Source organism: Opitutaceae bacterium TAV5 (assembly GCA_000242935.3).
GTDB lineage: Bacteria > Verrucomicrobiota > Verrucomicrobiia > Opitutales > Opitutaceae > Geminisphaera.
This window is the reverse complement of record CP007053.1, coordinates 5,611,924-5,636,787: the sequence shown is the minus strand read 5'-3', so window position 1 is coordinate 5,636,787 and position 24,864 is coordinate 5,611,924. Positions and strand designations below refer to the sequence as shown.

At 59.6% G+C, this 24,864-nt stretch carries 22 protein-coding genes; 9 read left to right on the top strand and 13 right to left on the bottom strand.

Translation table 11 applies throughout. The annotated features are described in order from the left end of the window. Positions 1 to 59 precede the first annotated feature (59 nt). The 3 genes from OPIT5_23875 to OPIT5_23865 all read left to right on the top strand — a co-directional run bounded on the left by OPIT5_23875 (position 60) and on the right by OPIT5_23865 (position 6,157). Positions 60 to 899 (top strand): glycosyltransferase family 1, encoded by an 840-nt coding sequence (locus OPIT5_23875; GenBank protein ID AHF92775.1) that lies wholly within the window; start codon positions 60 to 62, stop codon positions 897 to 899. A gap of 112 nt (positions 900 to 1,011) precedes the next feature. After that, complete coding sequence (locus OPIT5_23870; protein ID AHF92774.1) at positions 1,012 to 4,017, top strand: hypothetical protein; 3,006 nt, start codon at positions 1,012 to 1,014, stop codon at positions 4,015 to 4,017. Positions 4,018 to 4,132: 115 nt separating this feature from the next. Then, the gene (locus OPIT5_23865; GenBank protein AHF92773.1) at positions 4,133 to 6,157 is read left to right on the top strand and encodes a sodium:proline symporter; all 2,025 of its coding nucleotides are present in this window, start codon (positions 4,133 to 4,135) and stop codon (positions 6,155 to 6,157) included. A gap of 121 nt (positions 6,158 to 6,278) precedes the next feature. On the opposite strand, the gene OPIT5_23860 is transcribed toward OPIT5_23865, so the two are convergent. The 3 genes from OPIT5_23860 to OPIT5_23850 form a co-directional block, all read right to left on the bottom strand. Next, the gene (locus OPIT5_23860; protein ID AHF92772.1) at positions 6,279 to 7,418 is read right to left on the bottom strand and encodes a LacI family transcriptional regulator; all 1,140 of its coding nucleotides are present in this window, start codon (positions 7,416 to 7,418) and stop codon (positions 6,279 to 6,281) included. 432 nt (positions 7,419 to 7,850) lie between these two features. Next, positions 7,851 to 8,738 (bottom strand): gluconolaconase, encoded by an 888-nt coding sequence (locus tag OPIT5_23855; protein AHF92771.1) that lies wholly within the window; start codon positions 8,736 to 8,738, stop codon positions 7,851 to 7,853. Continuing rightward, positions 8,735 to 9,616 (bottom strand): hypothetical protein, encoded by an 882-nt coding sequence (locus OPIT5_23850; GenBank protein ID AHF94719.1) that lies wholly within the window; start codon positions 9,614 to 9,616, stop codon positions 8,735 to 8,737. Before OPIT5_23850 ends, OPIT5_23855 begins: the two co-directional genes overlap by 4 nt. Before the next feature lie 170 nt (positions 9,617 to 9,786). Between OPIT5_23850 and OPIT5_23845 the strand changes: the two genes are divergently transcribed. From OPIT5_23845 to OPIT5_23830, 4 genes are all read left to right on the top strand, one after another. Further along, positions 9,787 to 10,578 carry a hypothetical protein gene (locus OPIT5_23845; protein ID AHF94718.1) on the top strand — a complete coding sequence of 264 codons (792 nt, stop codon included), beginning with the start codon at positions 9,787 to 9,789 and terminating at the stop codon, positions 10,576 to 10,578. A gap of 73 nt (positions 10,579 to 10,651) precedes the next feature. After that, on the top strand, positions 10,652 to 12,001 hold the full coding sequence (locus tag OPIT5_23840; protein AHF92770.1) for an aminotransferase class III: 1,350 nt from the start codon (positions 10,652 to 10,654) through the stop codon (positions 11,999 to 12,001). Positions 12,002 to 12,086: 85 nt separating this feature from the next. Further along, positions 12,087 to 13,643, top strand: coding sequence for an MlrC domain protein (locus OPIT5_23835; GenBank protein ID AHF92769.1), 1,557 nt, complete (start codon positions 12,087 to 12,089; stop codon positions 13,641 to 13,643). Further along, the gene (locus tag OPIT5_23830; GenBank protein ID AHF92768.1) at positions 13,639 to 14,010 is read left to right on the top strand and encodes an endoribonuclease L-PSP; all 372 of its coding nucleotides are present in this window, start codon (positions 13,639 to 13,641) and stop codon (positions 14,008 to 14,010) included. The genes OPIT5_23835 and OPIT5_23830 overlap by 5 nt, the downstream gene beginning before the upstream one ends. A gap of 40 nt (positions 14,011 to 14,050) precedes the next feature. On the opposite strand, the gene OPIT5_23825 is transcribed toward OPIT5_23830, so the two are convergent. The 8 genes from OPIT5_23825 to OPIT5_23790 all read right to left on the bottom strand — a co-directional run bounded on the left by OPIT5_23825 (position 14,051) and on the right by OPIT5_23790 (position 21,753). Further along, positions 14,051 to 14,629, bottom strand: a complete 579-nt coding sequence (locus OPIT5_23825) for a hypothetical protein (protein AHF94717.1) — start codon at positions 14,627 to 14,629, stop codon at positions 14,051 to 14,053. A 77-nt stretch (positions 14,630 to 14,706) separates the two neighbouring features. Further along, positions 14,707 to 15,687: a hypothetical protein gene (locus tag OPIT5_23820; protein ID AHF92767.1), complete on the bottom strand. Its 981-nt coding sequence runs from the start codon at positions 15,685 to 15,687 to the stop codon at positions 14,707 to 14,709. A 24-nt stretch (positions 15,688 to 15,711) separates the two neighbouring features. After that, positions 15,712 to 17,301, bottom strand: coding sequence for a hypothetical protein (locus OPIT5_23815; protein ID AHF94716.1), 1,590 nt, complete (start codon positions 17,299 to 17,301; stop codon positions 15,712 to 15,714). 24 nt (positions 17,302 to 17,325) lie between these two features. Continuing rightward, on the bottom strand, positions 17,326 to 18,870 hold the full coding sequence (locus OPIT5_23810; protein ID AHF92766.1) for a hypothetical protein: 1,545 nt from the start codon (positions 18,868 to 18,870) through the stop codon (positions 17,326 to 17,328). 289 nt (positions 18,871 to 19,159) lie between these two features. After that, on the bottom strand, positions 19,160 to 19,927 hold the full coding sequence (locus tag OPIT5_23805; protein ID AHF94715.1) for a hypothetical protein: 768 nt from the start codon (positions 19,925 to 19,927) through the stop codon (positions 19,160 to 19,162). Between the two features lie 32 nt (positions 19,928 to 19,959). Next, positions 19,960 to 20,625, bottom strand: coding sequence for an N-terminal cleavage protein (locus tag OPIT5_23800; protein AHF92765.1), 666 nt, complete (start codon positions 20,623 to 20,625; stop codon positions 19,960 to 19,962). A gap of 125 nt (positions 20,626 to 20,750) precedes the next feature. Next, positions 20,751 to 21,467, bottom strand: a complete 717-nt coding sequence (locus tag OPIT5_23795; GenBank protein ID AHF94714.1) for a hypothetical protein — start codon at positions 21,465 to 21,467, stop codon at positions 20,751 to 20,753. Between the two features lie 40 nt (positions 21,468 to 21,507). After that, positions 21,508 to 21,753 (bottom strand): hypothetical protein, encoded by a 246-nt coding sequence (locus OPIT5_23790; protein ID AHF94713.1) that lies wholly within the window; start codon positions 21,751 to 21,753, stop codon positions 21,508 to 21,510. Positions 21,754 to 21,790: 37 nt separating this feature from the next. On the opposite strand from OPIT5_23790, the gene OPIT5_23785 reads away from it, so the two are divergent. Next, complete coding sequence (locus OPIT5_23785; protein ID AHF94712.1) at positions 21,791 to 21,913, top strand: hypothetical protein; 123 nt, start codon at positions 21,791 to 21,793, stop codon at positions 21,911 to 21,913. 254 nt (positions 21,914 to 22,167) lie between these two features. On the opposite strand, the gene OPIT5_23780 is transcribed toward OPIT5_23785, so the two are convergent. Next, the gene (locus tag OPIT5_23780; GenBank protein ID AHF92764.1) at positions 22,168 to 22,683 is read right to left on the bottom strand and encodes a hypothetical protein; all 516 of its coding nucleotides are present in this window, start codon (positions 22,681 to 22,683) and stop codon (positions 22,168 to 22,170) included. Next, a complete protein-coding gene (locus OPIT5_23775) occupies positions 22,680 to 23,534 on the bottom strand; it encodes a hypothetical protein (GenBank protein ID AHF94711.1) in 855 nt (284 codons plus the stop codon). Before OPIT5_23775 ends, OPIT5_23780 begins: the two co-directional genes overlap by 4 nt. Before the next feature lie 203 nt (positions 23,535 to 23,737). Here OPIT5_23775 and OPIT5_23770 point away from each other — a divergent pair, with 203 nt between their 5' ends. Beyond that, a complete protein-coding gene (locus tag OPIT5_23770; protein AHF92763.1) occupies positions 23,738 to 24,823 on the top strand; it encodes a transcriptional regulator in 1,086 nt (361 codons plus the stop codon). Positions 24,824 to 24,864 lie beyond the last annotated feature (41 nt).

The window sequence follows — 24,864 nt, the reverse complement described above, 5'->3', positions numbered from 1 at the left end:
ATAGTGAAGCAATCCAGTTTTAATTCCGAAAACGACCAATCCATAAATCCACCCAGACTATGAAAACTAAAAATATGAAAGCTCCGATATTCTCCACTGCGCGACTCCCGCTGCTGGCACTCGCCTTGGCGTGCTTGATTCCGACGATGGCCTCGGCCCAAGTCGTGGTAACCGAGACATTCATCTCAGGCACAGCCGGAACAACGTTTTTAGGGCAAACCACCTCGGACGGCAATGCCGTTTGGAGTGCTCAGCAGGGCAATGCAGCTGCCAATGCAGCTGATCAATACACCGCTGTTGGCACCACTCCGTTTACTTCTCAGTTTGGCTCAAGTTATATGAACGGTGCCTCAGGCAGACAAAATGCATATTCTCTGGTTTACGACCTGGAAAGCCATACGGAATTGATCCTCAACATCGGCCAATTCCAAGCCCCGACAATAGGAACCACCATCAGTGCTTTTTTCAGAATCGGAGCACGGACGACAACTAACAATGGCCTTAATGCTTATCAATTCACTGCGTTATCTGCGAATTCGTTCTACGTGGGGTATGTCGATGAAACCGGAATCCTGACCGAAGTTGGAACTATCAATACCACCGGGGCGGGCACTTCGTTGTATTACGACATAAGCCTGGTGGTTACTGCTGATACGCAGCAGCTTTATATAGGCGGAGTGGCATTTGATTCCGTTGCGCGCGCGACTCAGACAGTTGCCGGAAGCGGCCTCGCGCAATACTGGAGTTTCTATCAAGGTGGCTCATCTAATAACACTTTCAGAATGGACAATCTCACGATCACCGTAGTTCCTGAGCCCACCACATCCGCACTTCTTATCGGTGGCATTGTGTTTGCGATTTTGCTGTGCCGCTGGAAGGTGCGCGCGCTCCGGCAATGAGGAAGACTTAACTGTTCCAATGATTTTGGTCGATACCATCTTCTTCAGCAAGCACCAGACCGACGCGAGAAGCCACCTCTCGACCGAATCGTTTAAATCCCATCGAAAGACCATGCTCCGGAAAATCGCAATAATCACACTATCCGCCTTATTTGTTTTTGCCCTCAATTTCTCGTTGGCCAATGCCAATTCCGATGAAGGCAGAGGAACCATCAGAATTGATGACTTTTCCGACATCTCTTCATGGATGGGCTGGACGAAGAGTGGACATGCCCCCGGAGCAAGCGTCCCGTTTCCGTTTTCCTTCGGTTCGATAAAGCAGGATGGCCGGCCGGACGGCTACTGCGGCGCCTTTGTTTATAGTTTCGAAAGCCTTCCTGCTCAGGTGTTCTATGAGAAGAACGCTGCTTATCAACTACAGGTCCGGCGACCGGAAGCCATTGAATTCGATGCCAATCCACAAGGTTATGAGTGCTGGCTCGAATTCGAGTTTTCGAAAAACAAATCCAAGAGCACCTTCAAATCACAAAAGATCAAGCTGTCAGGCAACCAGTGGCAGCGGTATCGGTTGGAGTTCAACGATCAGAATTTCCCCAGATTTTCTCCATCCGATGATCTTGTCAGCCTGCGTTCCATCACATTTCATGGAAGCGCGCGGGGACGCGGAACCGTCCTCATCGACGACATCTGCTACATTGGGGATGTTTTCCAAAACGGATCGCCAGTGGAGGCATTTCCCATTTATAAAAAACTGGAAAGCCTTCCGGAAGAAAACGTCGTTCTGGATTACAATATAGCCAACAATCTGTTTTCCGACTCAAAGGTCAAAGCCACGCTGAAGGTCTATGACCAGCACCGCAACGAGAAGGCTGACAGGAGCATGGATCTGTCGCTCCCGGCCGGCGGCCTGAAAAAGGTATCTTTCAATCTGGGCAATGATTGGGAGAAAGGTCCCTATCTGGTGGAAATCGCACTGGAATTGCAGGATAAAAAAATCCGGACTTATCATAAGGGTTGGTTTGCCGTTTTCGAGCCAAACAATCAGCGTATCAACAAGATCCCGATGTGGTTCGGCATAGAGGATCAGGAAATACGCAATTCCCCCTCCGAGACCGCCCTGCATTTGGAATGGATGAAGCTGCTTGGCGTCGATATGACACGCAGCGGCATTCTTGGAGTGCTGCTGGAACAGGCCAGAAACAGGAATATCGGTTTTCAAGGCTATGAAAATCTGCTCAAGCCTTATCTCGATGCAAATCTCGATATCCTTATGGAGTATGCATCCAATTTCCCCGGCTGGATTTATTCCGATGCAGATCGTGCCAGTCGCTTCTTCAGCACCAAACGGCCGCCGATCAATACGGCAATATTGGAAGAACATTTCTCCAAAATAGGAGACCTCATTGCACGAAACCCCGGAATAAAATATTTCGAGTTTATCAACGAGCCGGATATCAGCTACCACCATGACGACAGCGAAGTAACCGATCTTTATATCCAGGGATTGAGAGCAGCTCGGGAAACACTAAGAGCTAAGGCACCCCATGTGAAGATCACCACCGGAGGGGGAGCGCTTACTCATCCGCGGGAAAAACCTGACTTTTCGCACAGGGTTTTTCAGGAGGGCAGCCCTCACTATGACATTGCCGCCTTTCATGCCCATGTGGACCTCGATCACTACAAGAAAATTGTGGACCTGCTGGACAGTTGGATCGATTCGGCCGCGCGGCCGATGGCCAATACCGAGTCGGGATTTCGCTCCTACTATGGGGATATGCATCTCGCACTCAAACAGGCTGATGTCCTGGTGAAAAAGGTGGCCTATTCGAAGTGGAAGAATTTTGAGTTCTACATCTGGTTCATGTTGCAGGACTATGCGGACAAATACCTCAATGCCGACGACTCCTTCGGCTTGGTCACTGTCCAAAACCAACCCAAACCCTCCTTCATTGCCTACAACGAGCTTATCCGCCAGTTGGCCAACACCCGCCCCCTGCCGGATAAGCAGTTGGACTCCCGCCTGGAGTCTTATGGCTTTCGAGGGGAAAGCGAAGATGTTTGGGTATGCTGGCCCAAGATTCGGGGGAACGAATTTTCCTTCACGATAAAATCTTCGAAGCCTGTTACGGCAGGAGACATCTGGGGCAACCAAACGACACTCGAACCCCGGGAAGGTGTTGTGCATTTGAACTCGTTTCCGCTGCCCTTCTATATTCGGTCCGCTCGAGACGAGATCCAGACAACCGCTTCCTTATTGAACGTCGTTTCCGGAAACGTCCTTGTTCCAGGTGAGCGGAAACAAATTTCCATCAAACTGCGCAACCCCTACGACCTTCCTGTGAGCGGGAAAATAGGGCTCGGTAATGAGCGAAGAGAGTTTTCGATCCCGGCTTCCGGAACCAGCATCATCCAGCTGCCAATATCGGTAGGGTCAGATGCTGAAATTGGAGTGCAACGCGTCATGGCCAAGCTGAATCTGGAGTCGGCTTCCGATAAAAGGGTGCTTTATCAAGGCGACTTGTTGCTCTCTTTCGATGTGGCTCTTGCTGTTTCCCCAGGGAGTTCATCGCGCAATCAGATTGTCTTTCAATCGGTCAAGCAGGTCCGGGAACTGGCCTATGATCAATATACTCCCCGTTGGGAAGGAGAGGAGAGCCTTTCAGGGAAGCTGGACGTGTCGTGGTCGCCCAACGGGCTTCGCTTTGTCGGGAAGATACGGGATGACGATATCTGCTTCCCGAACTCCGGCGCAAACGTGTGGAAAAACGATGCCATCCATATCGGCATTATGGGGCAGCAAAAACAGCACGTGGAGTTCGTCGTCTCAAACGATTCCGGGGGGAAGGCTTCCGTCTGGTGCGTGTATTCCGACGATGGAAAAACCGGGAGATGGGATGTTCCTGTCTCCATCAAGACAGAACCAAACTCCATCAACTATTCGTTCACGATTCCCTTCGACAAGATTGGCGTCCTCTCCCGGGCGGGAGAAGAGTTCAGGATGTCCGTCCTGCTGAGTGACAACGATTCGGGTTCCCGGCTGCGAGTCATGGAATGGGGCGGTGGAATTGAGGGAGAAAGGAATCCCGAGCTTTACCGCTGGGTCAGGCTGACTCCCTGAATCGGTTATCATTCACGCCGCTAAACCAGTGCGTAATTTTCTGACTTCCTCCGGCTGAAATTCAGATTCAGCCGGAGGCGGCTATTACACTTCCTTAGCACCTTTAATCCCTCCTATGCACACGCTCGACTGGCTCGTCATTGTCATACCACTACTGATTATTCTCACGATCGGCATCGTCACGCATCGCCACATGAAAAGCGTGGCGCACTTTGTCTCGGGCGGACGGGTTGGCGGGCGCTACCTGCTCGCCGTCGCCAAGGGCGAAATGCAGGCCGGAGCGGTCGTGTTCGTCGCCCTCTGGGAAATCTTCGCACAGTCCGGTTTCGTCCCGACCTGGTGGGGCTGGATCACCATCCCGGTCGGCCTCATCGTCGCCATCTTCGGTTTCGTCATCTATCGCTTCCGCGAAACCAGGGCCATGACGCTCGCCCAGTTTTTTGAGATGCGCTACAGCCGCAACTTCCGCCTCTTCACCGGCGTCCTCGGCTTCCTCGCCGGCGTGATCAACTTCGGCATCATTCCCGCCATCGGCGCGCGCTTCATGGTCTATTTTCTCCAGTTGCCGGTGGAGCTGACCGTTTTCTCGTATTCATTTCCCACCTACATTCCCTTGATGGGAATTTTTTTGGCCATCGCCCTCACGCTCACCCTTTCCGGCGGACTCATCACCCTGATGATCACCGACTGCATCGAGGGTATTTTTTCCCAGATCATGTACATCGTCATCATCATTGGCGTGCTCTGCATGATCAAATGGAGCGAGATGGCCGAATTCATCGGCACCCGCCCGCCCAATCACTCCATGGTCAACCCGTTCGACGCCTGGGCCGTGCAGGATTTTAACCTGTGGTACGTGCTCATGGGTGTTTTTATCGGCACCTACGGCACCATGGCCTGGCAGAACTCCAGCGCCTACAACGCCGCCGGAGCCACCCCGCACGAGGCGCGCATGGGCGGCCTCCTCGGCCGCTGGCGCGAGTCCGGCAAAAGCGCAGTTGTGGTGCTCCTCGCCCTGGGGGCGCTCACGTGGCTCAACCATCCGGACTTCGCCGCCTCTTCGGTCGCCGCCCGTGAAGCCATCGCCGGCATCGATCAGCCCCAGATTCAAAAGCAGATGACCATCCCCGTGGCCCTCTCGCACATGCTGCCCGTCGGCATCAAGGGCGCGCTCTGCGCCATCCTCCTCATGGGCATTTTTGGGGGCGACTCCACGCATCTGCATTCCTGGGGCGGCATCCTCGCGCAGGACGTCATTCTCCCGCGCCTCAAGCGTCCGCCCTCGCCCAAGGGGCATATTCGCATGTTGCGCTGGTGCATCACCGGCGTGGCGGCTTTCGCCTTTTTGTTTGGCGCATTTTTCCGATCCACCGAATACGTCGTCATGTGGTTCACCGTCACCATGACCGTTTACATGGGTGGAGCCGGTGCTGCGATCATCGGCGGACTTTACTGGAAAAAGGGAACCACCGCCGGGGCATGGGCGGCCATGCTTGCCGGCTCCATCCTCTCCGGCGGCGGCATTGTTTGCTACAAGATATGGGGTGATGATTTTCTGGCTGTCGCAATCAACCGGATACTCGATCTTCTCGGGGCCGCCCCGATTCCCGTATTCACCCTCAACGGCGCTCAAATCGGCTTTTTCAGCACGCTCATCGCCATCGCGCTTTATGTGAGCCTTTCACTGCTCACCTGCCGGCGGGATTATCCGCTCAACAAGATGCTGCACCGCGAGGAGCTTCCGCTCGACGCCAACGGACGCCCTGTCGTCCCGAGGAAAAAGTGGACGTTTGCCCGCGTCGTCGGCGTGGATGAAAACTTTACCACGGGCGACAAGTGGATCACCGGCAGCCTCTTTGCGTGGAGCATTCTCTGGTTTGGCATCATGCTTCTCGGTTCGGCATGGAATCTGGTCGGCCAGTGGGGTTGGGTGAGCTGGATCAAGCCCTGGAGCAACGACACCTGGCTCGGCTTCTGGCATGTCGCCTGTATCGCCCTGCCTATTCTCATTACCGTGGTCACCGGCATTTGGTTCACCTGGGGCGGCATCCACGACATCCGCGCCCTCTTTCGTTCCCTCGCCACCTACAAAATCGACAACTCCGACAACGGCACCGTCGAGCGGCATAAACCATGGTAAACCGTCTGCTCCATACGCCGCCGGGCATGCTCCATCCCTCTTCCTCATCAGGTATTAGTCACCGGATACATTCGAAACAGGGCGCCTTTGTGGTCAATACCCGCTCCGGAAAAATGCAGCCTCAACTCGAACCCCGCACCATAAGGCGAGGGGCAACCATAATGACTTTCCTCGACGCCGGAATGACAGGCCGGTTTTTCTCCGCCACGCGCAGCAGCAATGCCAGCGCGGCTTCCGCGTAGGCCTCGTGATTCGGGTTGATCGTTGTCAGCGGCGGCTCGATCACGCTGCCGATGTCGAGATCGTCGTGGCCGATCACCGCCACATCTTCCGGCACGCGCAGGCCCTTTGCCTTCAGGGTCTGGATAAAGCGCACCGCCCAGATGTCGTTCGACGCCAGGATCGCATCCGCCCGGCCCGTGCCGACCAGCGCCTCCACGCCGCGATCCATCGTCGCCGGATCGGGCGTCACGCTTTCCGAGCCGGCGTCCCATACGCGGACCGCCGCCGCGGGCAAACCGTGCGCCGCCAGTGCCTCGGCGAATGCCGCCCGGCGTACCTCCATCAGTTCGTCGCGCGCCGCGTTCCAGAGCGCGAGCGCCGGACGTTTTTTGCCGCGCGCGATCACATGATCGACCGCCGCCCGGATGGCCGCCGCCGTATCCGTTTTCACCGCCAGGCCGCCGCGCCAGGCGGCGCGCCCGTGAAAAACCACTTTCCGGAAACGCCCGAACGCCGCCTTCGCCCACGCATCGCGCCCCGGCGCGAGGTCAAACAGGCACAGCACCGATTCCACTCCCCTCCCGGCAAAATCCGCCACGTAACCCGCCAGCGGATCGTCGGCGGCGATCTTGCCGGTTTCCGCAATCTGTGGCCCCGGCACGCGTCCGACGAGCAACCGGTAGCCGCGCGCGGCCGCCGCCTGCTCCAGGGCAAAGACGCGCTCCGCCATCACCCGCACGTTTTCCGAACCGACAATCACGCCGAGCGTGCGGCTGGAGGCGCCGCGCAATTGCTGGGCAAGGCGGTTGGGCGCATAGCCGAGCCGCGCCGCCGCCGCCCGGATACGAGCCTGCGTCTCCTCCGACACCCGCACATGCTCGCCGCCCGTGCCGAGCAGCACGCGCGCCGCCGCCGAACGCGACACGCCGGCCGCCAACGCCACGTCCCGCAGCGTTGGCAGCCGGTTTCCGGAAGAAACCGATGAAGAACCGGATGCCATACCCGGCATACCAGAACAGACCTCTCCCCCCGCGTCCATCCCGGAGCCACAAATACGGGGTGTGACTCCGAGTAGCGTCAGGTTGTGAAACGTAGTCCGGAACTTCAGCCCGCACCCTGCGCGTCCCTCCCTTCCCTGTCCCGCCGCGGCCGGGCTGCCCTCGCCTACGCAACCAGTTCGCGGCCATGCTCCTCACGCTGCCCTTCCACGTATCCGGATGCTATCCTCGCCTTCGACGGTTCAAAGCCACTCGGAGCGCTGCACGCAGACCGGCAGCACCTTGAGCCCGTGACGCCGGCAAGCCAGCCGATGTGATACGTAATACCCGCGCCAGGAATCCGGAAACAAGGCCCCTGGGCACGCTATCGTTTCAAAATATGGATCGGGTTCTTTTCGGATTGTTTTCGGGAGTTACCTGTGAGGGAAACGGCCTCATGGTCACGTTATCGTATTCGTGCATGGTCTGTGGAATTAAGGCGCTGCCCCATCAAGCGGGAGCGAGGACCGATATCCGGGAAGCCCGGAACCGGCTTGAGGGATGACGAAGAGATCGTGTTCGCCCGGTTGTCCGTTTTCCCGTGCCGCCGTCACGTAGAGATCGGCCAGCCCGGTGCCTCCCCATGCAGCCGATGTAATGTTCGTCTCGGGAAAATGGAAACGCTCCACCTCTTTGCCTCCAGGCGAGATCACAAACAGTTTTCCTGTTCCCCATCGTGCCGACCACAGGTTCCCCGACACATCGATTGTCAGTCCATCCGGCCAGCCCTCATCCGCAGCGCATACGTAGAACGGAACCCGATTCGTCAACGATCCGGTTTCACGGCAATAGTCGAACCGGTAGATCGTTCGCGTTGTGGTGCATGTCCAGTAGAGCCGGGTCCCGTCGGGGGAAAATGCCAGTCCGTTGGCGCAACCTGTTCCCCGACAGATGCAGATAACCGCGCCGTTTCTGTCGAATCGATACAATCCTCCCGACTCCGGCGTTTCCCCGATCGTTCCCGCGTAAACCCGGCCCGCAGGATCAGCGATCACATCGTTGAAGCGCCTGGCACCGTCCAGCCGGACAGGCCAAATCGCGATCAGCCTTCCCGCCGCGTCCACGCGCGCCACGTCGTCCTTCCGGAACAGCAACCAGCTTCCATCCTCCTGCAAGGTGAAGCCGCCAATCGGCACACGTTCACCGTCGGCATCCGACTCCGTCTCACAGAAAATTTTCGCCTGCCCGGTCGACGGATCAAACGTCCATAAACGTCCCGCCGGGATGTCGGTGAAATAAAGCGAGCCTTCCTCTTCGTGCCACCACGGCCCCTCCGCCAGACGCGCATGTCCCCGGAGCAGGGAAATCGGGACTCTTGTCATGAAACCGCATTTCCTTCTCCCGCGCTTCCGGATTCCGCCTCGTTCCCGGCATCCGGCAACGCATCGAGGCCGAGAAACGCCATCGTATTATGAAATGAGATACGTTCCTGCACTGCCTCCGGCAGAGCCAGCAGCGGGCGCGCCTCCTCCTCGTAGGAACACGTCAGCTTCAAGCCTTCCCCGGGATCGGGAGACACATAGCTGTAAAACGGCGCGTCGCTTCCCCACATCAGCTTGTCCGGATACGCATTCGCCAGCTCGGCGAGCACGTTTACCGGATCATGGTAATCCGATTCAAACCGCCGTTCCCGTACCGCCACCGCCGGATGATCCTGCGCGGCCAGCCGGCAATGAATCACATGGGCCGAACAGTCGAACCACGCATTCGGCAAACGAGCGACTTCATCCAGCCCGTCACGGTCGAACCGGCACGAATGCGCGAGGCAAAATCTCACACCCGGCCACGCCCGCACCACCGTCAAAATGTCCGCCACCTGCGACCACGGATCTTCCGGATGGATGCTCGTGTGGATCAGCACCGGCAGATTTTCCCTTTCGGCAAATTCCAGCAAACAGCGTCCCGCTCCCGCCAAATCAAGGATCGGCGACTGAATGATCGTCGCCTGTATTTTAAGGCCATAAAACCGGTATTCGTTTTTCAGGCACTCCAGTGCCTTGACCTGACCGGCTTGTTCACGTGAGGGATCAACCATCGCCAGGGGAATCGTCCATTGCCCCAACTCCGGGAAAAGATCATTCACCTCCTGCAACAGCCGCCGGTTCTCCCATGCGTACGGGATTTTCTCGAGCGCATCGGCACCCGCCTCAATTCGCCCTGCCTTCAGGGCCGCAATCGACAGAGCCGAGTGCGTCACCATCGGAAACACCACCCACCGCGACAACCCGAGCCTCCGTCCTTCCGTGACCAATCCCGGCAAGTCCTGTGAGCACGGATGCCCGCCACCAAACCAGAACAACAGGTCAACGCCGACATGCGTATGGGAATCAATCCGTTTCAGAAGACTTTGGGACCGTGATTTCATTTCGCTTGATAAAACAGATATTTTGGCACACGAAACGCAATCACAGAATCACGTTCCTGATTCCAACCGATCAAATCATGACTGTCGCCGTCGTTGAAAAAATCTTCCTTCTGCTCGAATCTCTGGCCCGGGCCAACCGCCCCCTCCCGCTCAAGGAGCTCAGTGAAATCACCAGGCTCCCCAAGCCGACAGCTTACCGCCTGCTGCAAACCCTGCAAAAGCTCGGCTACGTCACCCGGCCCGGAGAAGACAGCACCGACTATCTTCTCGGGCCACGCATCAAGGAACTCTCCACAGGCGCGGTCCATCAACAACTCAAGGATGCCGCCAGACCGCTCATGACCCGGCTTCACAAGGCGGTGAACGAAACCGTCAACCTCGGCATCCGGGAGGGGCTCTCCGTGCGCTATGTGGAATACATCGAGACGACCCGGCCGCTGCGCCTCATCGTCCGGCCCGGGCAGACCGATTCGTTGTTCTCCACCGCCCTTGGCCGCGCCATCCTTTCCGCGCTGGATGACGAAGGGCTCGATCGTCTTCTCATCGCAGCCAAAACCAAAGCCGACCCTGAGCAACCGCCACTGCGCCCGGCCGCCATCAGAAAAATCGTCGCAGCCACCCGTGACCGAGGCTGGTCCGAGGAGAAGGAGGAAACCGTAAAAGGCGTCTGCTGCGTTGCCATCTCACTCGCTTCCCTCGGTCACCCCGAAGCCGCGGTCAGCGTTTCCATTCCCGGCGCCCGCTTTGATGCCGCGTGCCAACGCACCATAGAGGATATTTTCAAGACGCTCGTCTGACGAAAAACCCTCCCTTTCCAGGCTCACGCCTGCCGTCCCTCTTTTTCACTCACCCCATAATTTCACCGACACCATGAGCACAACAGCCATTCCCTACACGTTCGCACGCTCTGCCAAACTCTACGAGCGTGCCACGCAGTCGATCGCCGCCGGCGTCAACAGCGGCATTCGCAAACTGGAGCAGCCCGTGCCCCTCTACTTCGAGCGCGGCCAGGGCTCGCGTCTCCGGGACGTCGACGGCAACGACTACATCGACTTCCAGTGCGGCCAGGGCGCGCTCCTCTTCGGACACGCCCCCGCTGGCCAGGCCGCCGCCATCGCGAAACAAGCCGCGCTCGGCACGCACTGGGCCGCGCAGTGTGAACTCGAAATCGAGGTCGCCGAACGACTCCAGCATTTGATTCCCGGTGCCGAACTCGTGCGCTTCAACAACTCGGCCACCGAAGTCGTCGGCGCCGCGCTTCGTCTTGCCCGGGCTCATACGGGGCGCCCGCTCGTGCTTCGGTTCGAAGGCCATTACCATGGATGGGGAGACGAAGGACTCGTCGGTTATGCCAATCCGCCCGAACGCTGGGGCACGGAAGAAAACCCGGCCCGTATCCACCCCAGCCAGGGCATCATTGACGAAGTCTGCGACCACTTCGTTGTTGTCCCCTGGAACAAGCCCGAATTCCTCCGCAAGGCTGTTGACGCCCATCGCGACCGGATCGCTGCCATTATCTTCGAGCCCGTCCTCTGCAACACGGGCTGCATGGAGCCCGTTCCCGGGCTTCTCCCGCTCATTCGTGAACTCTGCGACCGCGACGGCATCGTCATGATCGCTGATGAAACCATCACCGGTTTCCGCTTCGGCCCCGGTTGTGCGCAAGGCTATTACGGGGTGACGCCCGACCTCACGATCCTCGGCAAGGCCATCGGCGGCGGCGTGCCCTTCGCCGCCCTCGCCGGTAAAAAACCCTTCTTCGAAAAAATCATTTCCGGCGAAGTCGTGCACGCCGGCACCCTCAACGCGAACCCGCTCTGTCTCGCCGCCAGCAAATGGTGCCTCGACACCATCATCGCCCAAGGAACTCAACATCCGGGCGCCATTCAGGCACTCGGCGAAAAACTCAAGCAGGGGTTGCGTTCTCTCGCCGACGAATTCGGCCTCCCTCTTCGCCCGCAAGGCCCCGGCCTCGTCTTCTGCACCATCATGCTCAAGCCCGGCGCCGCCGAAGGGCCGATCAACGATTACCGCGACCTCGTCCAGCGTCATGACGCCGCCCGCTGGAAACACCTCCGTCGCTGCCTCCTCGAACATGGCGTCCGCGCTATCGAACGCGGCCTCTGGTTCATCTCCCTCGCCCACACCGAAGCCGACATCGACGAGGCCCTGAGCCGCGCCCGGGCCGCGTTCACGGCCCATGCCAAAGCCTGGAAATAACCCAAGTAGCTGCCGGCGCACGTCGGCAGGCAACACCTGGTCCTGACCTGCGAACTTACGTTCGCAGCTACGTTCATCCAAAACCTTGTCTCTCGCCAACCTTATGCGTCCGCGCATCCTCCTCGCCGGATTTTTTCACGAAACAAACACCTTTGCCGACGACACCACCGGCATCGAATCATTTACCTGCCTGCACGACGGCGAACTCCTCGCCACACGCGGCGACGCCTCCCCCCTCGGAGCCGTTGTCGAACTCGCCAGCCAGCTCGGCTGGCAGCTTGTCCCCACCGTTGACTACCGTGCCACACCTGGCGGCATGGTCGCGGATGACGTTATCCAAAACTTTTGGAGCGCCTTTGCCGAGCGGGCGGCCCGTCCCCTGGCCGAGAGGAAAATCGACGGCATTTACCTCGTGCTTCACGGAGCCGCGGTTTCGCAATCGTGCGACGACGTGGAAGGCGAGATTCTCCAACGCATCCGGGCTCTCCCCGGGGCCGGACATCTTCCGGTCTTCGGCGTTCTGGATCTTCACGCCAACCTCACCGCACGCATGGTTCGCCATGCCACCGGGTTTGTTTCGTATCGGGAAAACCCTCACACCGACGCCGCCGAGGCCGCGATCTGCGCCGCCCGCCTCCTCGACCGCGCACTGGGCGAGCAAAGGGAACGCGGTTCCCTGCCCCGTTTTTATGCCCGTCAGCTCCCTCTCGTCTGGTCACCTCCCGGCACCGGCACAGCCGACACGCCGATGCGCCTCCTCGAAGCCGCGGCCCGCCGCCTCGAACTCGAAGGCCACCGGGCCGTCAATATCATCGCCGGGTTTGCCCATGCCGACACACCCGATACCGGGGTGTCCGTTTCCATTGTCACCGACCTCCCGGAGGCGCAAACCGAAGCCGCCCTTGACGAACTCGGCCGGATCGCGATTGCCCACCGCGAAGCGGGCTGCCCGCGTGAATGGAAGCTCGACGACGCACTCGACCGCATCCTCGCCGGCGTCCCTCTTCGCCCGGCTCTCCTCGTCGAGCCTGCCGACAACATCGGCGGTGGCGCTCCCGGTGACTGCACCACCCTCCTGCGCGCCCTCGTCGCCCGCCGCCATCCCTCGGCCGGCGTCATCATCAACGACCCTGCCGCCGTCGCCCGGCTCGCGAACATTCCTCCCGGAGGCAAAACCTGTCTTTCGCTCGGAGGCAAAGGCAGTCGCCTTGATCCCGGTCCGCTTGAACTCGACGTCCGTCTCATCCGTCGCACGGACGGACGCTTCGAGCTCGAAGACAAGCAAAGCCACCTCGCCTCCATGTGCGGTTCACAGATCGACATGGGACCTTGCGCCGTCGTCAGGCACGAAGGCGTCACGATTCTCGTTACCAGTCGTAAAACTCCGCCCTTTGATCTCGGCCAGTGGCACAGCCAGGGCATCGATCCGACGGGTTTTGGCGTCATCAACGTCAAGGCCGCCGTCGCTCACCGCCGCGCCTACGACCGCATCGCCGGAGACAGCTACACGGTGGAAACTCCCGGCCCCTGCGCCAGCAATCTTGCGCTGCTTCCGTTCCGTAAAATCCGGCGTCCCGTCTTCCCGCTCGATGCCGCGGACTCCTCTCCGGTTTCTCTTCATCATCATGTCACACAAGATTGAATACCCGTCCGGCGACGATACTCCGCGTTCCCATTTGCCCTTCAGCCCGGCGGCCGTGGCCGGCGGCCTTGTTTTCGTTTCCGGTCAGGCATCGGTCGATGCCACGGGCAAACTTGTGCCGGGAGATTTCGAATCCGAATTCCGTCTCTCGCTGGAGAATCTCGAAAAAATCCTGAAAACCGCAGGCAGCGACTTCGCGCATGTCGTGCAGACGCGCAACTACGTCCGCGACCCGGCCAATGTTCCCCTGTTCAACCGACTTTACCGCGAATATTTTTCCGCACCGTATCCGGCCCGCACCACGATCACAAACTGCCTGCCCCCCACCATGCACTTCGAAATCGAATGCGTCGCCATGCGCAAGTAACCGCCCTTGCTCGCGGACAGGGAGTACCCGAGTGATCCGACTAACCCGACTTCCGCAACTGGAGAGTGAAAACGTTTTTTTCCAGATGTTTTGTCACGCAAGACCCTGATAGATCGCGGTTGGATTTTCGAAAGTGCATGTAGGACCGACCTGCCCTCCTATCCTTGAAGCGGACGAGAGGGTAAACCGGGCGGCGTGTATTTGAAGTGCCGCCTGCGTCGCAAGGACGGGAAAGATCCTGACCCGCGGCTTCACCGGTTCGGTCAAGATCGCGCGGCGCTTCCTGCAACAACTTCAGGCGGCCAGTCGTCCGGAGCCCCGTCTGCCCGTGCGTTTCGAGACCCCGCCCGGCGGGCAGGCCCAGTGTGACTGGGCCGAGGTAATAGAGCGCGGCAAGGCCGGTCTCGTCGCCGGGATTCTCATCGCGGAGGCGGTTGAAGAGTGTGGCGTGGTGGGCTTGCCAGAGCGCGCGGAAGGCGTCGGTGGGGCGCGCGTAGTCGATGGTGATGTGGCCGGGAGAGGTGACCTTTATGGCGAGGGAGCCGGCGCGGGCGGCGGGCAGTTCGTCCGCCGCGGGCAGCCGGAAGCGGCGCGGTGCGGCGACGGGGATGGCGGCCATGTCAGGAATTTCTTCCCCGAGGAGAGCGTATCTCATGGAGAAAAACCGGGTGGTGAGTGACGGACGCGACCGGAGGCTTACTTTGCGGAAGCCGGGGCGGATCCTTCGCCGCCTTCGAGCAGGAGGCGGAGCGTGCGGTACTGGTGCAGGAGAATGCCGCCGTAGCCGGCGGAGCCCTGAAGCTCGGCATGCACGCCGCGGACGGTTTCCAGGAAGGATTCGGCGCTGCGTCCGTAGAAGGTGATCTGGGGTTCCTTTTTCAGCTGGACGGTCTCGATGGACGGGTAGGCCAGGCGGCCGATCCGGGCGGCGTAGGCGAGTTCCTCGGCGCTGATGGCGGTGACGGAGTTGGGACCGGTGGCCTTGGTGCGATAGGACATGATGCCGACGTAGTCGGAAAGATCCTGGATGTGTTCATGGAAGTTTTTCCGCACGCCGTTGAACTCGATCGAGAGCTTCTGGTGGCGGTCATACCAGGCGGGAATGTCGTGGGCGACGGTCAGCGCGGGATCGGCGGCCTTCACCTGCTCGCGGATGGCGGCGAACGTCACGAGGGTTTCCTTCATTATGCCTGCCTCGTCGCCGTTTTTCCAGCGGTCGCTCAAATACGGTTCGATGTCGTAATGGATGCCGGCGAAGCCTGATCCCGGAGGCAGGTTGCGGTGGAAGGCCAGCACGGCGGCGAGTGTTTGCAGGGTGACGGCGCGGTTTTGCTCGAACCCCATGGTCTTGTAGGCATCGAGGGCTTCGACAGCGATGCCGACGGCCCTGGCCTCGGTCAAAAGTGCGCGGTAGGCATCGGGATCGGCCAGGCGGGCTCCCGGTTTCCGGGCGTCGAAGCGCACCTGCACGAGCAGCGTGGTGATGCCATGCCGCTGGCTGAAGGCGAGCAGCTCGCGCCGCGCCGCCGGCTCCACCACTTCCTCGCGGTGCCAGACCCACATGCCCAAATTCGCACCGGGCGCAATGAGCGCGGAGGCGGCCGGTTCCCCGCTGGCGGCGCAAGCAGCGGAAACAAATGAAAAAAAGAGAAGCGTGGATTTAATAATACGACACATAAAATAATAGCTCTGTTCAATGGTTCATGAAAGCAGGACGGTCTCCTCGGTTGCCGTGCTGGCTGGATTATTCCCGCCAGTCTCCTCCGCATTCCTCCGCCCGTGCAGGCTGAACCGCGCTTGACCTGACGTGGGCGCAGGGAGAAACAGGCTGCACATTTCCCCGACCAGTATCGTCGGCAAACAGCCGATCAAGGCATACCACATGAACGAGACATGCGTGAAGAAGCCCACCCCCACCACTGCCAGGAATCCGCACACCGCCCCCGCCAGCGCCCCCGACCCATTGACCCGGCGCGACAACACTCCGAGGAAAAAAATCCCCAGCAACGGCCCCCCCAGAAATCCCGCTATCTTGACCGAAGCCTCCATGAACGTGCCCAGGCGGCTGATGCCCAATGCCACCACGGCGGTGACAATCCCGTAGAACACCGTCCACTGACGCGCCGTCCGCACCCGAAGCAGGTCCTCGGCCGGAGCCGCATCCTTTTTCCTCACGTAAAGAAAGTCCATCAGCGTGGCCGTGGTCAGGGAATTGATGCCGGCCGCCACCGTCGACATGGTAGCGGAAAGGATCGCCGCGACCAGCAGGCCGGGCATCGGCGAAGCCAGCTGACGGCTCACAAAATTCGGCAGCAGGCGGTCCGGGACGGTCAGCGTGGCCGCCATCTCCGGATGTGTTTGATAAAACGCATACAACACCAGGCCGGTGAGAAAAAACAGCGCCAGCAGCGGCAGCGTCAGCGCCAGCTTGAACCACAGCGCCCGCTGCCCCTCCCTGAGCGAGGAGGCCGACAAATAACGCTGGACGGAAACCTGGTCCGTCACCATCTGCACCAGAGCCGCGGCCGCTCCTCCGAACAGCGCGCCCCAGAGCGTCATGCGCTCCGTCAGGGAAAAGCTCGCGTTGATGAAACGGGTGCGCCCCCCGGCCTCCGCGATCTGCCAAGCCTCCCCCAATCCTCCCGGCATCTTGTGGATGGCCACGCACAGCACCGCCACGATGCCGGCCACCAGCACGCAGAACTGCATCACATCCGTGTAGATCACCGCCTTCATCCCGCCCACCGCCGTATACAGCGTCGTGCAGACGCCGGTGATGGCGATGGCCATCCAGACCGGCAGCCCGCTCATCTCGGCGATCACCAGCGACGGGGCGTAGATGGCCAGCGAGAGCCACAAACACACCCGGAAGATGAAGGTGGCCGAGGACAGCCGGCGCAGCCGGAGGTTGAAGCGATGCTCCAGATACTCGTAGGCCGTGTAGAAGTTGAGACGGTAAAAGAACGGCAGGAAAAGCAGCGCCGTGACCGGTGTCGCGATGAAGTAGGCGATCACCGCCCACAGGTAGACCAGGTTGTGATTGAAGGTCTCCGACGGAGCGCCAAGGAAGCTGATGCCGCTGAACAGCGCCGACAGCACCGAGATCGCCACCAGCGCCCAGTGCATCTGGTTTCCCGCCAACAGAAACGTTTTCAGGCTTTTCTGCCGTCCGGCCACGCACATTCCGATGGCCAGTGAGACCGCCAGATAGGCGACGAACACCACGTAGTCCCAATGTGTGATCGTGCTGGCCAGCGCCCGCCCGGAATCCGCGTTCAGGAGATGATTCATATCAGGATATTGGATACGCCATGCTCAGGGAGAAGCCGGAGCAAGAGAAAGAACGATATCCGTAAGTTCGATCGGCCCCGTGGCGGTGACCTCCACGACATGCGTGGCCGGCGTCACGGCGGCGGATTCGACTTTTGCCTCGAACACTCCCGCTCCCCCCTCCTCCAGTTCCAGATCCAGCCCGTTCCAGCGGACAGACGGAGCCTTGCTTTTCGATTCCGGGTTCGTCCGGATGTGAAGGCGTGCCTCCAGAGCGGGACTTGCGCTCAAATCGTCGCCCACGTGAAGTTCATAGGCGCGGGTCTCGCCCGTTTTCAAGGTCTCCGGATTATCCGGCATGAGCGTGCCTATTTTCAAGTAGGGCCTTGGAGACGTCCCCCAACTCCGGCCATCCAGGTAATTCCTGGCGCCGACCACGCGGACATAGTATCTTTTGGACAGCGGACGCAGGACCTCCGCCGAACCGAGCTCCCGCCACAACGGATGCCGAGGCTGAAAGAAGTTGAACATCTCGATGCCGTCCACCCCGGCCGACCACGCATCCAGCGCGCGGGCGCGCAGGCTCTCGATGGCATTGCGCTCCCTGGTGACGTCCTTGTTCGCATTTCGGGCATCGCTCAGCGATGCGTAGACAGGCACTCCATAGCGCCGCCCGAGCATCACGCTTTCCTTCCACGAGGTGATCTGAAAATAGCCGCTGCCCGGCATGTAGAGGTCGACCAGTCCCTCCGACATCCACCGCTCCACATCCAGGCCGATGGCGCGCGAATACTCCAGGGAGTCGGGCGTGCGGATGGACAGCAGCAGATACCGGCCCCGCTTCGTCCCCTCTTCGTCCAGCTTCGCGCGCACACGGCGCACCAGCGAGGTCATAGCATCCAGGTCAGTCTGTTCAAGCGGCCTGCCTTCGGACGAGCGTTTGAAAAAGATGGGGTGTCTCCAGAAATCGAGCTGCACGCCGTCCACATCGTAATTCCCGATTACTTCCGCGATGCAGGCATAGACGAAATCGCGCACTTCGCTCCGGCCGTAATCCATTGCCGACCATTGCCCGCGGGCCGGCCTCCGGTCGGTGGTGGAAAGCAAATACCGGGGATTCTCCTTTTTGAAATCGGCGATGAAGTCCGGGCCATAATTCTTGTCCGCGTCGTGGGTGTCGTTCATCCGCAGGCTCCAGAGCACCTCCTTGCTGTTTTCCCGGCAGAACTCGATGGTCATCTGCAACGGATCCGTCCCCTGTTTCAGGAATTCCTCGAACCTGTTGAACTCCAGTGCGCCCCGTTTCTGCACCGCCATTTGCGCGACTTTCGTCCGATGCCAGAAACTGCCGAACGTGCCCGCCGTCGTGCAATACGCGATCATGTCGACATGGCTCCCCAGCAAGGGCGTGGTGCGCCGGGCCAGAAACTCCGCCTTGGTGGAAATAATTGGCGTCCTGGGATGGAAAATGTCGCAGCCATCGTTATTGAAGATGAGCCGGCGCTGCCGGAACCGCGCGGCCTCACGCTCCTGGTCGGTCGGCTTGCGTCCGGGCTCGGCCTGGATGTGCGAAGCGAGGCCGGTGAACATCGCCAAGGTGGCTGACAAAAATCGACGTGAGAAAACAGTCATGGTTTATTTGGTTCAGGGTGAAAAATCAGGGGAGGGTTCCAGGCGCACGGCCGGGATTCACCGGTCCGCCTCCCGAATGCGATCCGTTCAACACGAGTTCATAGCGGAAGGTCGCCCCGGCGGGAATCGCCACGTCATACACCGCCTCGTCCGACGTGCAGGAGGGAGTCGTGAAAAAGGATCATGAACGCCGTAAGTTCGCGGCTCCCATGGAGCCGCGAGTGAAAACCGGTGTTTCGGGGAAGGATCATCGGTTCCGCTTGCGGCGCAACAGCATGACCGTAAAGCCGACAAGCCCCCCCACCAAAGCAACGCTGCCGGGTTCCGGAATCGGCGCGAACGCCCCGGTATGCGTGAACGCAATATAATCCCAGAGCACGGTTCCGCCTACCTGGGCGGCTCCACTCCCAAAGTAGATCTGGTCGGAGGTGTTAGCCTGCCCCCCATAATCTGTAATCACGGGCGTGGCGGAATTGTTGATGTAAAGAGACACCACCCCGGCCGGGGTCAACGTCAGGCGGTAGGTGTTGAAATCGGCTTTCGTATCGATTGCATAGGACAAGCTCGGGGTTACAGTATTACCAAAAAACACCGTTGTCTCGGTGAAGTTTACTATATATGCACGTGAGCCTGTCGAAAAGACGAATGCCATCGCCGAACGGATCGCCCCGGCGTTATGCTGCACAACCTTCATGCTGAACTCAATGGTCGTCCCCGCGCCCTCCCCCGCCTGCCAGATGGAGGGATCGTTGAGCGAATAATAGGCCGTATTAGAAGCCGCCATGGAAAGGATGCCATCTGTCGTGGAGGCAGTGAGAGTGCCGGTGCCGTTCTTCGTCCAGGCCGGTGTGGATTCAGTCGGAATAAGGGAGCCATCATATACAAAGGAAAACTCCGTATTGTTGATAAGCACCGCGGCCGCCGGAGAAACCAGCAAGGTGGCCGCGAGGCAGGCGAAAGTGATCTTGCCGCCGATGGAGAAACGCCGGTTCGGATTGATTGTTTTTTTATGCATGGTTATGGATTTTGACTGGTCCGGTTGTGGGCTCACAGATCCCAATGATAAAATCGCTCGGGCAGAGGATAGGCGTGCCGGGCCACGTGGCCGTCATAAAACAGGAGGTTGACCGCCCTCCCCTCATAATGCGGACGGGGATAGGTTCCGGGAGTTTCAGGTGAAAACTGTTCATCGTAATTCCTCGCCCAGATCATGGTGTTATATTTCCAGAGAGGCAGATCGAGGGTGCCTGTGTAGGCGACGTCGAACAACATGACATAGCCCGACGGATTGTTCACATCGGCCAAGCTGCGGCGCCTGTCCGCCGAAGTGGCCAGCTTTTCTCCCGTGGAACTGTTGCCGGAATTGTAACGATAGGTTCTCAATTGCCGGGGAGACTCGGACGGGTCATCCGGGCATCGAAAAACATCCGCACGCTCCTCCGTCCCCGTCAAACCCAGGTAGGGGGCCAGCTCGAAGGTCCAAGCGACACCCCCGGCATGAACGATCCTGTTCTTGTTGTCTGTCGACCACATGGCCGCCGCCATTCCGACCTGCCGCATATTGGACATGCAGGCGGTCACACGCGCGGTTTTCCTGACCTTGCCGACAACAGGGATCAGTATCCCCGCGAGTATGCCGATGATGGCGATCACCGTGAGCAGCTCGACCAGGGTAAACCCCGCCACCTGCCGTGAGTGTATTTTTTTAGTCATGGTTAGCCTTTCTCGTAGTGTTGCGCCTGGACACGCTCTTCCGGGCGCGTCGCATGGCTCGTGATGACATCGTTAATGTTTTGATTTTCATGGAATTATTGCCCGGATGATTGGGAACAGGAGTATCAATCGATCTCGCCGGTATAGGCACCCAGCCGCAGTTCCTTGGTACGGAGAATATGCTGCCGGATGATGCGGCTGGCCGCCTCCGGATCGCGGCTGGCAATCATGGACACCAGTTCGACATGGCTTGGCACCGGCCGATCCGGGCGGGGCGACTGGAGGACATCCATCTGCGAGACCAGAGAAAACGTGTATTCGATCAGATGCTGCTGTTGCAGGGTCGAGATCAGCCGTTTGTTCCCGGCCACCTTGGCAATCATCATATGGAAACCGAGATCCGCCTCGATCAATGCAGGGACCACCTGCGTATCCCTGGCGATCAACCGCTTCCCCATATCGTCAATGCGGCCGGCCAGTTCGTTCAATTCAGCCAGCTCGGCCTCCGTGGCCCTCGCCGTCGCCAGTCTGGCCGAAAGCGCCTCCAAGGCGGCCCGCACATCCATTGCATCGCAGAATTCTCCGACTGTGATCTCGCGCAAAAACGTTCCGGAACGCGCCACCCGCGTGACCAGGCCTCCGGCTTCCAGGTGTTCCAGAGCCGATCTGATCTCCGACCGGGATACGTTCAACTCTGCGGCCAGACTGCCCTCCCCGATTCGACGATATGGCACAATCCGGCCCATTCCGACCAGACCCACGATTCGCGCGGCACATCGGACCGTGGCGTCAGCCTCCAAGGGCTCCTGTTTGCCCGCCTTTATAAGTTTTAAATTTCTCATTCTGAATTTCAGTTTTTTTCTTTGGTGTCAGTGAAGTTCCTCACTCCTTCTCCTCTTGAAGTAAGATTCCACTCCATTTCTGCTTCAGCACAATCAATGCCAATTTCATTATTCTGAATTTCAGTTTTAAATTTCCCGTGAACTGCATGATTTTGCCCACCTGAGTCGCGAAAAGCAGCAGGGGTTGCGCTTCTGAATGTGTGCATGGATCCACTCCCCCACGCAGGCAGTAGACGCACATCCCGCGACGGATCGTCGACCCCGGAAGCGCCCGCGCACCGGGCATCAGTCATCTTTCGGAATTCCCACCAGCATTGCCCGCAATGGTTGTGCTCATGGTCGATGACGAAACCGGCTTCGCGCATCATGGGACCGATCCATCCGATGCAATGGTCACAGTAATCCGGATACTGCTCAAGTCCGTTGCGGACAAGAAACCCTTTTGAAGGGCATTCATGCATGTCGATACGAAAAACGCCTTTGCCCTCTGATGCCGTGAAACCCGCACCCTCCTCTGTCAAAGTGTGATCCCAATAGCGCCGCATGCCCGCGAAGCCCTGAGCCTTGATCAACTCGCTCGCGTGACGCTGGCTGTCGCCATGAATCGCCTCGTCCCAGAAACGCCGCACCAACGCCTCCCCGCCCTGTCGGCGAAGCCATTCGAAAGTCCAGTCGTAGTGACCGCAAAAATCGTAACAGCCTAACATGACGCGATGTCCTCCATGCTCTGCGGAGCATTTCGCGCTGCCGTTTCTGTTGTCCCGGTTGCAAAAAACCGCTGCCGGCACGACCCGTTGCCCCCCTGCACCCGCACGGCATATCCCGCCTGGGCCGCCGCCGCCGCGTTCACGTGATAGCAGTGCTGGCAAAACTCCGCCACGATCTCTCGTCCGCCCGCCCGCAAGTGCCGGATCGCCGGACATGTCTTCACCTCGATCAGCACCTCCTGCTCCTGTCGTGAAACCACGACTTCCGCACCCGGCTCCGCCGCGAAAAACGCCCGCCAGTAACGCGCGACCTCATCCAGTCCGCCTTCCCTCCAGCGCGTCCACACCGGGCGCATGTAGTCCTCGCCCAAGGCCCGCCACCAGGCGACCAGCCCTTCCGGTCCACGCACGCGATGAATGAAGCGAAACGTCGCATTGATCGCATAGTAGAAGTCCGCCGCCCCCCAGGGCTTCGTATCGGAAAAGGGCAATGGACCGCACCGGCTCATGCCATGATTTCCTCCGGTTTTTCAGTGATCAACGTTCCGGAAAACTCGCCCGAGATCGCCTCATCGATAGCGCGCCGACACGTCTCCGTGAGCGGATAACCGAGGTGACTCGCGATCCCTGAAAACACCCCAAGACGCACCAGCAGGTATTTGAGACCCGTCAGCCAGCACTCGATCTTCGGTCCGCCATACACGCGGAACATCAGGTCTGTCATCCGCGCCTGCGCCGCGCGAGCCGCCGCGCCATCGCCCGCGCGCACGGCGTCAAGGATCTGCCGTGCGAGGCGGGCGTTAAAAATGCCTCCGCCCAGCAACAAACCATCCAAACCCTCCTCCAGACAGGTGACGCAATCGAACTCGTCACCATTGAACAAAACCAGTTCCGGCCGTTCCTGCTTGACCGCAAGCGCCGCCGCACGGCGTCCAGGATCGGCGGAGCTATCCTTCACCATCACCAGGTTCGGCTCGGCCAGCAACCCGGCGAGATGCGGCAGGGAAACCTGGCAACTCCCATGTTTTCCCCGATCATAAAAACCAACGGGCAGTGCACTGTTCCGGATCACCGTCCGATAAAACGCCAGAATCCGGTCCGAGGTCGCGTTCATCAGAAAATACGGGCTCGCCACCACCGCCACCTCCGCGCCGGCCGCCGCCACCTGCTCGATATTGCGGAGGATGCGGCGGGGGGAATTATCCGTCACCTGGACGGCGATCGCCATGCGCCCGCGGTTTGCCTCCACCGCCGTCCGGACCAGTTCAACGGTATCCTCGGCCTTCATCCACGGCCCCTCTCCGCAGGTGCCGGCAAGCATCATTCCGCTTACCCCGAGCCGGACATGGTGTTCCACCATGCGATGGACGGACTTCGCATCGACGGAAAGATCAGCATCAAAAGGCGTGGGGGAGGCAGACCAGATACCATCTGGAACAAATGCAGGCATGGCACGAAACTATGCAGGTCCCGTTCCTCCTGAAGCCCTGTCCTCCTGTAAGAAAATCTTACAGCTTTTGGCATATTTCCATTCCTCGCGCCTCCGGATTTTCATTGAGTTGCATGATGCCCGAATCTTCTCCGCTTTTCCGGAAAACGTCGTTGCCCGATCAGGCGGCCAGCGCGTTGCGTGCAGCCATCCGTGACGGTTTCCTGCGTGGTGAATTGCCCGGAGAAATCCAGCTCTCGCGCCAGTTTGGCATCAGTCGCCCCACGCTCCGTGCCGCTCTCGCCCGGCTTCAGCAGGAGGGTATGATCGTGACGCGAAAAGGACGCGGCTCCCGGGTCATGACAACCCCGATACACCGGTCACCGGCGCAAAACCGACCCGGTGTTTGCATCATCAGTCCTCTTTCACGCACGGCCCCCCTCCTTGCCGAACATCCTGTGTTGCTGGAACTGCAGGCTCAACTCGTCTCGCACGGCATCTCCTACGAAGAGATATTCGACGCCCGCCTGGCCGGCCCCCGTCCTTTTGCTGCCTTGCGATCGCTGGCCCATGCCCGTCCTCATGTCTGCTGGGTGCTGCTCGCATCGACCTCCTCCATGCAGGCGTGGTATTCGGAAGGAGGTCTGCCCGCGCTGGTGCTCGGTTCTTGCCATCCCGAAACACGACTTCCCTCCATTGACCGGGATTACCGGGCCACGGGCTGGCACGCGGCGGGCGAACTGATCCGGCACGGGCATTCCCAAGTGGGGCTCGTTCTTCCCGCCTCGCCCCTGGCCGGTGATCTTGCCTTCCGGAATGGGTTCAAGGCTTATATGGCAAACCGATCTGTGAGCGTTTCCGAACTGGTCGCCGATGACAATCCGGCTGTTTTTCGGTCTCGCATCGACCGGTTCTTCCGCTCGCATCGGCGTCCCACCGCTCTCCTCATCCTGCGTCCAGCTTACAGTCTGGCGCTCGTGATCCAACTTCTCCGCATGGGATTCCGGATACCGGAAGATGCATCAATCATCTCGCGCGACACCCATCCGCTCATCGATACGGCGTTCCCTGACCTTACGCGTTACAGTAGTCCGACATCCGTCCTGGCAACCAGGACCATCCGCCTTGCCGAATCTCTGCTGGGCGGCAAGGCCCTTCCGCCGACCCCCATCTTCATCACTCCCCATTTTATTCCCGGGTCCACGCTCGGAACGGTATGAATTTCATGGAGAGCGGACACTCCTGTCCGACGACGTGGGGT